This window comes from Microbacterium sp., assembly GCF_051953575.1.
Lineage (GTDB): Bacteria > Actinomycetota > Actinomycetes > Actinomycetales > Microbacteriaceae > Microbacterium.
Genome location: NZ_JBQCIP010000253.1, coordinates 1 through 11004 on the forward strand (window position 1 = coordinate 1; position 11004 = coordinate 11004).

The window sequence follows — 11004 nt, forward strand, 5'->3', positions numbered from 1 at the left end:
CCTCGGCCTGCAGGCGCTCGTTGTCGGTCGCGTCGCCGACCTTCTCCTTGACCTTGCCCTTCATGTCTTCGGCGTTGTGCTTGATGTCGTCGTCCAGACCCATGATGGATCTCCCTTCGTGTGGCTGACTCGATCCAGCGAGCCGGCGGCGGGGCGGGTGGCCCTGCCGGGGCCGCTGCATCGACGATAAGCACGATCCCCCGAAGCCTCAGGAGGGTTGTCAGAGGGCGACCGGTTGTGTAACCTCACCCGGCTCAGCGCGCGGCCAGCACCTCCACCAGCTGCGCGGCCGTGGCGAGGCTCGACTGCGGGTTCTGACCGCTCACGAGGGCTCCGTCGCGCACGACCTCGACCGACCACGGCGCAGCCGGTTCGATGACGGCGCCGAGCTCGGCCAGGCGCGATGCCACGAGGTACGGCGCTCCCGCGCCGAGCCCTCCCTGGCGCTCCTCCTCGTCGGTGAACACGGCGATCCGCCGGCCCGCGAATGCGAACGATCCGTCGGCGCGGACGGCGCTGAGCAGTCCGGCCGGGCCGTGGCACAGCACGCCGACGACCGCGTCACGGTCGGCGGCATCGACGAGCAGGCGGCCGAGGTCGGCATCCACGGCCAGGTCGACCATGGGGCCGTGGCCACCCGGGAGCACGATCGCGTCGTACTCGCCGTCGCGCACGTCGGCGAGGTCGCGCGGCTGCGCCAGCAGTCCGTCGATCTGCTGCAGGTAGGTGCGGAGCGCGTCGGCTCCCTCACCGCTGAGGCTGCCCGGATCGACGGGGGGACGCACGCCGCCGGGCGTCGCGATCGTCACGTCGTGGCCGGCGGCCACCAGCCCCCGGTGCAGTTCGACGAGCTCCTCGGCCCAGAAGCCGGTCGGGTGGGCGGTGCCGTCCGTCAGCTCGATCGCGTCGGCGCCGGTGACGGCCATGAGTACGTGTGCCATGTCTGCTCCTGTTGTTCGGCGGCTCGGGCGAGCCGCTGAGGTCTGGAACGAGGCATCCATCGCGTTCATTTCGTACGCTGTTGCTCAGTCATAGATTTCTTGATGAGTGGATGCCGCATGCAAGAGCTCGACCTGCTCCACACGTTCCTCGAAGTGCACCGCGCGGGGTCGATCACCGCTGCGGCGAGCCGCCTGGGCGTCAGCCAGCCCGCGGTGAGCGAGCGCATCGCCCGCCTCGAGACCGAGCTCGTCGCCGAGCTGCTCGTGCGCACCGCCCGCGGCGTCACGCCCACCGCCGCCGGTGACGCGCTCGCTGCGCGCATCGCCGAGCCCGTCGACAGGCTGCGCGACGTGTGGGCGGCGCCCGCCCCGGACGAACCCGCCCTGGTCCGCGTCGGCGCGGCGAGCGATGTCACCGCCGCGCGGCTGATCCCCGCGCTGGCCCCGCTGACCGTCCGCAACGTGCGCATCGCGTTCCGCCTCGGTCTCGCGAACGACCTGCTGACGGGCCTGGCCGAGGGCGAGCTCGACGTCGTCGTCTCGTCGGTGCGGACGCCGATGCGCGGCATCCGCTACCGCGGGCTGGTCGACGAGGAGTTCGTGCTGGTGGGCGCGCCGCCGATCGCCCGCACCGTCGACGCGACGGGGCTTACCGCCGACCCCGCCGCGGCGCTGCAGCACCTGCCGCTCGTGGCGTACGACCCCGAGCTTTCGATCGTGCGGCGGTACTGGCGCAGCCAGTTCGGGCACCGGCCGGCGAATCCCGTCGCGATGACCGTGCCCGACCTGCGAGGCGTGCTGGCGGCGGTGATCGCCGGTGTCGGCGTGTCGGCCCTGCCCCGTTATCTCGCGCAGCCGGCGATCGACGCGGGTGCGGTGGTCGTGCTGCACCGGCCCGACGAGGCGCCCCTGAACACCCTGCACCTCGCGATCCGTGCCGTCGAGGCGCCGTCGCCCGCGGCCGCGCACGTCATCGACGCACTCATCGACCGGGCGCGCGAGTGGGACGTGTTCTGACTCGTCGCGGGCCCTCGACCTGACCCCGTCCCCGACGGGAGCAGAATGGCGGCATGGATGCCGTCGCGCCGATCGCACGAACCGAGATGCCCCCGCCGAGCTACATCATGTCGGCGGAGGGGTACCGGATCGCGACCTACTCGTGGGGCGAACCGGACGCCGACACGGTGCTGTGCGTCCACGGCTTCGCATCCAGCTGTCGAGACAACTGGGTCGAGACCGGCTGGGTGCGCATGCTGACGAACGCGGGGTACCGCGTCCTCGGCGTCGACCAGCGAGGGCACGGCGCCAGCGACAAGCCACATGACGCCGAGGCGTACTCGATGGCGGCGTTCGTCGGCGACCTGATGGCGGTGCTCGACACCTACCTCCTCGACGAGGTGCGCTACCTCGGGTACTCGCTCGGCGCCCGTGTCGGCTGGCAGCTCGCGGTGGAGGCGCCGCACCATGTCGAACGAGCCGTGCTCGGCGGCATCCCGGACGGGCGCCCGCTGGGCCGGCTCCGCATCGAGCAGGCCCGCGCCTACGCCGAGCACGGCACCCCGGTCGACGACGCGGTGACCCAGAACTACGTCCGCCTGGCCGAGCGGGTGAGAGACAACGACCTTCGGGCGCTCATCGGTCTGGCCGAGGGGATGCGGTTCGGCGACGCCGACCCCGACCCCGAGCGTCCGCCGAGGCAGCCGGTGCTGTTCGCCACCGGCAGCGAGGACGCCATCCTGGAGCGGTCGCGGGCCCTCGCCGCGACCGCCCCGAACGGCACGTTCCTCGAGATCCCGGGGCGGCACCACTTCAATGCGCCGGGCTCGCGCGTGTTCCGCGAGGCAGGGCTGGAGTTCTTCGCCTGAGCCGCGGCGGGGCACGGCGCGGGCTGGCTCAGGATGCGGCGGTCTTCACCAGCTCGCGGAACTTCGCCTCGATCTCGTCGTTCCATGCGAGGACGGCGTAACTCACCGGCCACACGTCGCCGTCGTCGAGGTGCGCCTGGTCGTCGAAGCTGATCGTCCCGTAGCGGGTCTTGAACTTGCTCGCGGGCTGGTGGAAGACCACCACCTTGCCGTCCGCGTTGGCGAACGCGACGAAGCCGTAGTAGGTCTTCGGCATGAGGTGGGGCGCGACGTCGAGCACGAGATCGCGCAGCGCCGTCGAGATCTGCTTGTCGAGGCCATCGAGCTTGTCGATCGCGTCCTGGATCTGCTTCAGCCCCGCCTCGCGGTTCTTGCCCGCCTTCGCCTGCTCACGCAGCTCCTTCGCGCGGGCTTTGACCGCGTCGCGCTCGATCTGCGACAGGTTCTCGGATGTCGTCTCAGCCATGATCTCTTCCTTCACGCTCGGGGCGCGGTGCGCCTGGTGAACCTCACGCTACGGGCCGCGGCATCCGCCCGCTTCTCCATTCCTGCCCGATCGCCTAGCGTGATCTGCAGCCCGTCACCGTCGACCGAGGAGCGCCATGTCCGCGAACCCCGACCACATGCACGCCATCTCGTCCGATACCACCCGTGCCGTCGACGACGTGCTGGACTACGCCCGCCGCCGGGCGCTGTACCAGGACGTGCCGCTCGACAAGCCGATGACACCGCGCGACCTGGAGCGGCTCGCCTCGGGCTCGATCACCGCAGACGGGATCGGCGCCCGCCGCGCGATCGCCCTGTTCGAGAACGTGCTCGCCCCGGCCTGCATCTCGACGGACCATCCGGGCTACCTGTCGTTCATCCCCTCGGCTCCCAGCAAGGCATCGCTCGCGTTCGACGTCGTCGTGTCGGCATCCGCGGTCTATGGAGGCTCGTGGATGGAGGGGGCCGGCGCCGTCTTCGCCGAGAACGAGGTGCTGCACTGGCTCGCGAAGGAGTTCGGGATGCCGGCGACCGCGGGCGGCGTGTTCGTCCAGGGCGGCACGATCGGCAACCTCTCGGCGCTCGTCACCGCCCGCGACGCGGCCCGCCGGCGCGCCGCCGACGAGGGACGTCCGACGCCGTCGCGGTGGGTCGTGGTGTGCAGCGCTGAGGCGCACTCGTCGATCGCGTCGGCCGCCGCCGTGATGGACGTGGACGTGGCCACCGCCGAGGTCGACGGCGACGGACGCCTGCGCGGCGAGGCGGTCGCCCGCGTGCTCGACGCGCACGGCGACGCCGTGTTCGCCGTCGTCGCCACCGCCGGCACCACGAACTTCGGCATCGTCGACGACATCGCGGGGATCGCCGCCGCCGCGCACGACCGCGGCATCTGGTTCCACGTCGACGGTGCGTACGGCCTCGCGGCCATGCTCGTGCCCGAGCTGCGACCGGCGTTCGAGGGGGTGGGCCTCGCCGACTCGCTCATCGTCGACCCGCACAAGTGGCTGTTCGCGCCCTTCGACGCGTGCGCGCTGCTCTACCGGGATCCTGCGCTGGCGCTGGAGGCGCACACGCAGAAGGCCGAGTACCTCGACACCCTCACCGGCAAACCGGACTGGAACCCGTCCGACCTCGCGATCCAGCTGACGCGCCGCGCGCGCGGCCTGCCGCTGTGGTTCTCGCTCGCGACCCACGGCACCGAGCAGTACCGCGCCACGATCGCGCACGGCGTCGACCTCGCCCGCCGTATCGCCGACGAGATCTCGGCGCGGGACAGGCTCTCGCTCGTGCGCGAGCCCCAGCTGTCGGTGGTGGTGTTCCGCCGCGACGGCTGGAGCCTCGCCGACTATGAGGCGTGGTCCGCGAAGCTCCTCGATGACCAGCAGGGCTTCGTCGTGCCGAGCTCGCACCGCGGCGAGCCGGTGCTGCGCTTCGCGATCATCTCGCCGCTCACGACGTTCGACCTGCTGACGGGGATCCTCGACACGCTGCAGTGATTGCGGATGCCGGGCAGTGACCCGGATGCCGGCGGCCGAGGGCTCGGGGAGCTCGGAGCTTCGACCCACGTAGACTGGAGGCATCCGTTCTCATTTCTGAGAACCCGCCTCTTCGCAGGATCACCGTGACCACAGCCGAATCCCGCACGTTCGACGTGCGCCATGTGCAGCTCGCCCGCGCCGCGTTCGCGGCGATCGCCGCGCTCAAGAACACGTTCTCGTCCGATCACTCCGCCGCCGTCGGCAGCGCGGTGTTCAGCGGGTTCGCGATCGCGACGGCACTCGTGCAGCTGCTCGCGGTGTGGCTCGTGTACCCCGTGGGCCGCCGGTGGCCGGCGGCGGCGCTCGGCGGTGTGACGCTCGTCGCAGGCATGGCGAGCGGACTCATCCCGCTCCGCACCGTGACGGGATACTTCGTCATCGTGATCGCGTGGGCGCTGATCAGCGGCGTCATCGAACTCGTCGCCGGCTGGCGGGGCCTGTCGACCCGCACCGCCCGCCGTGAGATCGTGCCGGGCGTCGCAGACGCGCGCCCGCTCGCTCCGACCGGACCCCGTTCCGAGAGCCGCGACGCGGTCGTCGTCGGCGCCGTGACCATCCTGCTCGGCGTCGCCCTGCTGTGCGTGCAGCCCGCGTACGCACTGACCTACCGGCTCGACGAGGCGGGTGTCACCGGCACGCTCACGGGCATCATCATCGGCGTCGGGCTGTTCGGCGGCTACGCCGCGGTCGTCGCCGTGTACCTCGGCATCGCCGGCTTCTCGCCGCGCGCCGCCGCGCCTGCCGAAGCGGAGGCCGTCGCGACCGACGCCTCCGCGCCCGCACCGCAGGCAGATCGGAAGGACTCCGCGTGAGCCACGAAAGCCCCACCCGCCGCGACCTGCTCAAGCCCCTTCAGCTGCTGGGCATGGCGTTCGGCGCCGCCCTGTTCGCCGGCGTCGTGACGCTCGTCTCGATGGGCTTCTTCCAGCAGCGCACCGCGGGCGAGGCCTCGCGCGCGGTCGTCGTCGCGCTCGTGATCGCCGGGGTCAGCTTCATCGCGGTGCTGCTCGTCGTGTCGCTGCTGCTGCTGGCCGTCGATCCGGCGCAGGTCACCAAGCAGATCGACAAGCCTGTGCTGCTGCCGGACGAGCCCGAGGCGGGCGACGGGCCCGTGAAGCCCGCGGCCGGCGACAAGCCGGACGCCGCAGCATCCCCCGACGACTCCGCTCGTTGAGCAGAGGGCGCTCTCGCGCCCGCAGACGAAACGCCTCGGACCTTGCGCCAGGTCCGAGGCGTCCTGTCTCGAGCAGGGGGACGCGGGGTCAGCCGAGTTCGTCGACCAGCTTCGAGGCGAGGCCGTCGTAGGTCGCCGGCGTGAGCGCCAGCAGGCGCGCCTTGGCGTCCTCGCCGATGTCGAGGCCGCGCACGAACTCCGCGAGCTCGGCGGCGCCGACGCGGCGGCCGCGCGTGAGGTCCTTGAGCAGCGCGTAGGGGTCGCTGATCTGGGAGCGGCCGGCGGCGATCTCGGCGCGCACGACGGTCTGGATCGCCTCGGCGAGCACCTCCCAGTTGCCGTCGAGGTCGTCGAGCAGCACGTTCTCGGCCAGTGAGATCTCGCCGAGGCCGCGCTGCAGGTTGTCGAGCGCGAGCAGCGAGTGGCCGAACGCGACGCCGATGTTGCGCTGCGTCGTCGAGTCGGTGAGATCGCGCTGCAGACGGCTGGTGACCAGGGTCTGCGACAGCGTGGAGAACAGCCCGCCCGCGATCTCGAGGTTGGCCTCGGCGTTCTCGAAGCGGATCGGGTTGATCTTGTGCGGCATCGTCGACGAGCCGGTCGCTCCGGCGACCGGGATCTGGGTGAAGTACCCGATCGAGATGTAGGTCCAGATGTCGGTGGCGAGGTTGTGCAGGATGCCGCCGGCGTGCCGTGCGCGGTCGTACAGCTCGACCTGCCAGTCGTGCGACTCGATCTGGGTCGTGAGGATGTTGAAGTCGAGCCCCAGCCCCTCGATGAACGAGCGCGAGAGCTCGGGCCAGTCGACGTCCGGCGCGGCCGACAGGTGCGCCGACCACGTACCGGTGGCGCCCGAGAACTTCGCGAGGTACTCGCCGCTCTCGATCTGGTCGGCGACGCGGTTCAGGCGCCAGGCGAAGACGGCGAGCTCCTTGCCCATCGTCGACGGCGTGGCCGGCTGGCCGTGCGTCCGTGACAGCATGGCGGCGTCGCGGTGCTTCACGGCGAGGGCCGACAGGGCGGCGGTGACCTCACGGAGCTTCGGCAGCCACACGCGCTCGACGGCGCGCCGGACCGTCAGGGCGTACGAGGTGGAGTTGATGTCCTCGCTCGTGCAGGCGAAGTGCGTGAGCTCGGCGACGGCGTCGAGGCCGAGCGACGACAGCCGGTCGCGCACGAGGTACTCGACGGCCTTGACGTCGTGGCGGGTGACCGCCTCCTTGTCGGCGAGCCAGTCGATCTCGGCCTGGCCGAAGTCGAGGTACAGCGCTCGCAGCCTCGCCTTGTCGTCGTCCGGCAGCGGCGACGTGCCGAACAGCGAACGGTCGGTGAGCGCGATGAGCCACTCGACCTCGACCTCGACGCGGGCGCGGTTGAGTCCCGCCTCGGACAGGTACTCGCCGAGCTCGCCGACGGCGGCGCGGTAGCGGCCGTCGAGGGGGCTGAGCGGCTGCGGAGGAAGAGAGGTCACGGTGGCTCCCGTCGATGTCGTCGAAGACGTCGCTGCACCCCCGGTCAGGACACCGGGCGGATCGCGGGTTCGAGTTGCCGGAAGAGCGACCGGCTCGCGCTTTCGATCATACCGAGCACCTCGTCGAACATTCCGGGGCCGGCATAGTACGGGTCGGGAACGTCGAGGGTGTGGGCCGAGGGGTCGAACGACATCAGCAGCGCGATCTTGTCGGCGTCGGCCTCGTTGCGCGCCCACCCGCGGAGGATCCGCTCGTGACTGCGGTCGAGCGCGACGACCAGGTCGCTGCGGGCGAAGTCGGTGTGCGTGAACTGCCGCGCCCGGTGGTGCGACCCGTCGTACCCGGCACGCGCGAGCGCGTCGATCGTGCGCTGGTCGGCGCGCTCGCCGACGTGCCAGTCGCCCGTGCCGGCACTCGTCGACGCGACGCGCGGGCCGAGGCCGGCGGCATCCGCGAACCCCCGGAAGACGACGTCGGCCATGGGTGACCGGCAGATGTTGCCGGTGCACACGAACACGACGCGGAAGGGTGCCACGTCGCCGGCGGTCATGGCCTCCATTCTGGCCCGAGCAGACACCGAACGTTAAGAAGTTCTCTTCCCTGGGTCTTTCGGGGATGGATGCCGCTCCCCTAGCTTGTGGGGAACGAGGGGGCCAACCTGCCCCCTTTCTCCCCTTGCGGCAACCCCGCCGCGCTCTTGTCCCGTGGAGGTACTGTGTCCCATTCGCCCCGCAGACTCGTCGCCGCACTTGCGGCTCTCGCGCTCGGCGCGGCCGGCGCTGTCGCCGTCGCCGCCCCCGCGGCCGCGGCGCCCGGCGATCTGCTCATCAGCGAGTACATCGAGGGGTCGTCGAACAACAAGGCGATCGAGATCTACAACCCGTCCGGCGTCGCCGTCGACCTGGCGGCGAACGGCTACAAGCTTCTGCAGTACTCCAACGGCGGCACGACCGCCGGCGTGACGGTCAACCTCACGGGCACGGTCCCGGCCGGCGGCGTCTTCGTCTTCGCCCACTCGCTGTCTGCGCAGGCCATCCTGGACCACGCGAACCAGACCGCGAACCTCGGCCTGTTCAACGGCGACGACGCCGTCGCGCTGGTCAAGGGCACCACCGCCGTCGACGTCATCGGACAGGTCGGATTCGACCCGGGCACCGAGTGGGGCACGGGCCTCACCTCCACGGCCGACAACACGCTGCGCCGTCTGCCGGCGATCACCACGGGCGACCCGGACGGCTCGAACGCGTTCGATCCCTCGGCCGAGTGGGCGGGCTTCGCCACCGACACATTCGACGGACTCGGCGTGCCCGGCCTCGGAGCGAACCCGGGCACCGGCCCCGGTCCGGGCGGTGCCGCGGACTGCGCGGCCACCACGACCGTGACGATCGGCTCGGTGCAGGGCTCGGGCGCGGCGACGCCGGTCGCCGGGCAGAACGTGCTCGTGAAGGGCACCGTCGTCGGCGACTTCCAGGTCGGCGGCTTCGACGGGTACTACATCCAGGACGCCGGCGACGGCGACCCCGCGACCTCGGACGGCATCTTCGTGTACGCACCGGGCGGCGCGGCCGTCTCGGCGGGCGACGTCGTGAGCGTCTACGGTGCCGCCAAGGAGCAGTTCGGCCTCACCGAGATCGTCGCGGCCGACGTCAAGACCTGTGCGACCGGCGAGGCGCTGCCGTCGCCGCAGGCGCTGACCCTGCCGGCATCCGGTGCCCAGCGCGAAGCGCTCGAGGGCATGCTCGTGACGTTGCCCCAGCAGCTGACGATCGGCGAGACGTTCGAGTACGGGCGCTTCGGCACGATCACGCTCACCGACGGACGCCAGGACACCCCGACCGCGGTCGTCGAGCCCGGCGCCGAGGCGAACGCCCTGGCGGCCGCCAACCTCGACGGCAGCATCACGCTCGACGACGGTCGCGGCACGCAGAACCCCGACCCCGCCATCCACCCCGACGGACAGCCGTTCACGCTCGACCACTCGTTCCGCACCGGCGACCTGGTGCAGAACGCGACGGGCGTGCTCGACTACCGCTTCGACGTGTGGGGCGTGCAGCCCACGAAGGGCGCCGACTTCACGGTCGGCAACCCGCGGCCCGGCGTCCCCGAGGTCGGCGGCGACCTGCGGATCTCGAGCTTCAACGTGCTGAACTACTTCACCTCGATCGATCCGACGCCGACGAACTCGAGCGACGACGACTACTACCGCGGCGCCGACACCGCCGAGGAGTTCCAGCGTCAGCAGGCGAAGATCGTGTCGGCGCTCGCCGCGATCGACGCCGACGTGTTCGGCCTGCTCGAGATCGAGAACAACGGCACCGCGGTGCAGGCCCTGACCGACGCGCTCAACGCGCGGGTCGGCGCCGGCACGTACCAGGCCGTCATCACGGGCAAGATCGGCGGCGACGCGATCACGACCGCGCTCATCTACAAGCCGGCGGCGGTCACTCCGGTGGGCGACTTCCAGCTGATGACGAGCGCCGTCGACCCGGCCTGGCTCGACAACCGCAACCGCCCGGGCCTGACCCAGCGGTTCGCGTCGACCGAGACGGGCGAGGAGTTCGTGGTGTCGGTCAACCACCTGAAGTCCAAGGGCTCGGCGTGCAGCGAGAGCCCCGACCTCGGCGACGGCCAGGGCAACTGCAGCGCGACCCGCACCGCGGCCGCGACGGCGCTCACGAAGTGGCTGAACGAGACGGTCGCCCCCGACGGGCGCGCCATCGTGATCGGCGACCTCAACTCGTACGACCACGAGGACTCGATCGACGCGTTCGTGAACGGCGGCTTCACCGACCTCGAGAAGCAGTTCGGCGGAGAGCACGCCTACTCGTACGTGTTCGACGGACAGTCGGGGTACCTCGACTACGCCCTCGCGCAGCCCGCGCTCACGGCGGACGTCACCGGCGCGGCGGCGTGGCACATCAACGCCGACGAGCAGAGCCTCATCGACTACGACATGTCGTTCAAGCTCCCGGCGCAGGACGCGCTCTACGCGCCCGACCCGTACCGCTCGAGCGACCACGACCCGGTCATCGTGGGCCTGAAGCTCACGCCGCCGGACGTGACGCCGCCGACGATCGAGGTGACGGCGGACCGCGACGTCATCACGCCGCCGAACGGCAAGACGACCTCGGTGCAGTTCACGGTGGATGCCGCGGACGAGAGCGCCGGTGACGTCCAGGTCGCCCTCACCGATGTGACGGTGACCGGCGGCGGCTCGTGGACGCAGACCGGCGACCGCTCGGTCGACGTCACGGCCGTGAACGGCGCGGTCTACCGCTTCACGTGGACGGCGACGGATGCCGCGGGCAACACCGCGACCGACACCGTCACCGTCGTGGCCGGCAAGAAGGGTCAGAAGGCCGCGTGAACCGGCCGGGCTCGCCCGGCCGCGCGTTGTGACGGAGGCGGGGCCCCCCCCGCCGGGGGGGCGCCCCCCCCACAACCCGCGGGCGGCGCGGCGGGTGCCCCCCAGCGCGCCCCCGCCCGCCCCCCCCGGGGCGCCCCCCCCACCCGGGCACCCCGACCACC

The 11004-nt window shown here is 71.5% G+C and carries 11 protein-coding genes; 6 read left to right on the forward strand and 5 right to left on the reverse strand.

Annotation, left to right across the window (positions count from 1 at the left end; all coding sequences use genetic code 11):
* Positions 1 to 103, reverse strand: a 103-nt coding sequence (locus ACTHNQ_RS16075) for a CsbD family protein (RefSeq protein ID WP_440334979.1), incomplete at its 3' end; no start/stop codon positions are given.
* A gap of 151 nt (positions 104 to 254) precedes the next feature.
* Positions 255 to 941, reverse strand: a complete 687-nt coding sequence (locus tag ACTHNQ_RS16080; RefSeq protein ID WP_440334970.1) for a type 1 glutamine amidotransferase domain-containing protein — start codon at positions 939 to 941, stop codon at positions 255 to 257.
* 117 nt (positions 942 to 1058) lie between these two features.
* Here ACTHNQ_RS16080 and ACTHNQ_RS16085 point away from each other — a divergent pair, with 117 nt between their 5' ends.
* Together ACTHNQ_RS16085 and ACTHNQ_RS16090 are read left to right on the forward strand one after the other, a co-directional pair.
* Positions 1059 to 1958, forward strand: coding sequence for a LysR family transcriptional regulator (locus ACTHNQ_RS16085; protein ID WP_440334971.1), 900 nt, complete (start codon positions 1059 to 1061; stop codon positions 1956 to 1958).
* A 53-nt stretch (positions 1959 to 2011) separates the two neighbouring features.
* Positions 2012 to 2806 (forward strand): alpha/beta fold hydrolase, encoded by a 795-nt coding sequence (locus ACTHNQ_RS16090; RefSeq protein WP_440334972.1) that lies wholly within the window; start codon positions 2012 to 2014, stop codon positions 2804 to 2806.
* Positions 2807 to 2834: 28 nt separating this feature from the next.
* On the opposite strand, the gene ACTHNQ_RS16095 is transcribed toward ACTHNQ_RS16090, so the two are convergent.
* Complete coding sequence (locus ACTHNQ_RS16095) at positions 2835 to 3272, reverse strand: hypothetical protein (protein WP_440334973.1); 438 nt, start codon at positions 3270 to 3272, stop codon at positions 2835 to 2837.
* A gap of 136 nt (positions 3273 to 3408) precedes the next feature.
* Here ACTHNQ_RS16095 and ACTHNQ_RS16100 point away from each other — a divergent pair, with 136 nt between their 5' ends.
* The 3 genes from ACTHNQ_RS16100 (at position 3409) to ACTHNQ_RS16110 (ending at position 6004) form a co-directional block, all read left to right on the forward strand.
* Positions 3409 to 4788, forward strand: a complete 1380-nt coding sequence (locus ACTHNQ_RS16100) for a pyridoxal phosphate-dependent decarboxylase family protein (protein WP_440334974.1) — start codon at positions 3409 to 3411, stop codon at positions 4786 to 4788.
* Positions 4789 to 4913: 125 nt separating this feature from the next.
* The gene (locus tag ACTHNQ_RS16105) at positions 4914 to 5642 is read left to right on the forward strand and encodes an acyl-CoA synthetase (protein ID WP_440334975.1); all 729 of its coding nucleotides are present in this window, start codon (positions 4914 to 4916) and stop codon (positions 5640 to 5642) included.
* Positions 5639 to 6004, forward strand: coding sequence for an amino acid transporter (locus ACTHNQ_RS16110; protein WP_440334976.1), 366 nt, complete (start codon positions 5639 to 5641; stop codon positions 6002 to 6004). Before ACTHNQ_RS16105 ends, ACTHNQ_RS16110 begins: the two co-directional genes overlap by 4 nt.
* Before the next feature lie 88 nt (positions 6005 to 6092).
* Here ACTHNQ_RS16110 and purB read toward each other — a convergent pair whose 3' ends face one another.
* Positions 6093 to 7475 (reverse strand): adenylosuccinate lyase, encoded by a 1383-nt coding sequence (purB, locus tag ACTHNQ_RS16115; RefSeq protein WP_440334977.1) that lies wholly within the window; start codon positions 7473 to 7475, stop codon positions 6093 to 6095.
* Between the two features lie 44 nt (positions 7476 to 7519).
* Positions 7520 to 8026 carry a low molecular weight protein-tyrosine-phosphatase gene (locus ACTHNQ_RS16120; RefSeq protein WP_018173571.1) on the reverse strand — a complete coding sequence of 169 codons (507 nt, stop codon included), beginning with the start codon at positions 8024 to 8026 and terminating at the stop codon, positions 7520 to 7522.
* A 165-nt stretch (positions 8027 to 8191) separates the two neighbouring features.
* Here ACTHNQ_RS16120 and ACTHNQ_RS16125 point away from each other — a divergent pair, with 165 nt between their 5' ends.
* Positions 8192 to 10843, forward strand: coding sequence for an ExeM/NucH family extracellular endonuclease (locus tag ACTHNQ_RS16125; protein ID WP_440334978.1), 2652 nt, complete (start codon positions 8192 to 8194; stop codon positions 10841 to 10843).
* Positions 10844 to 11004: the final 161 nt, after the last annotated feature.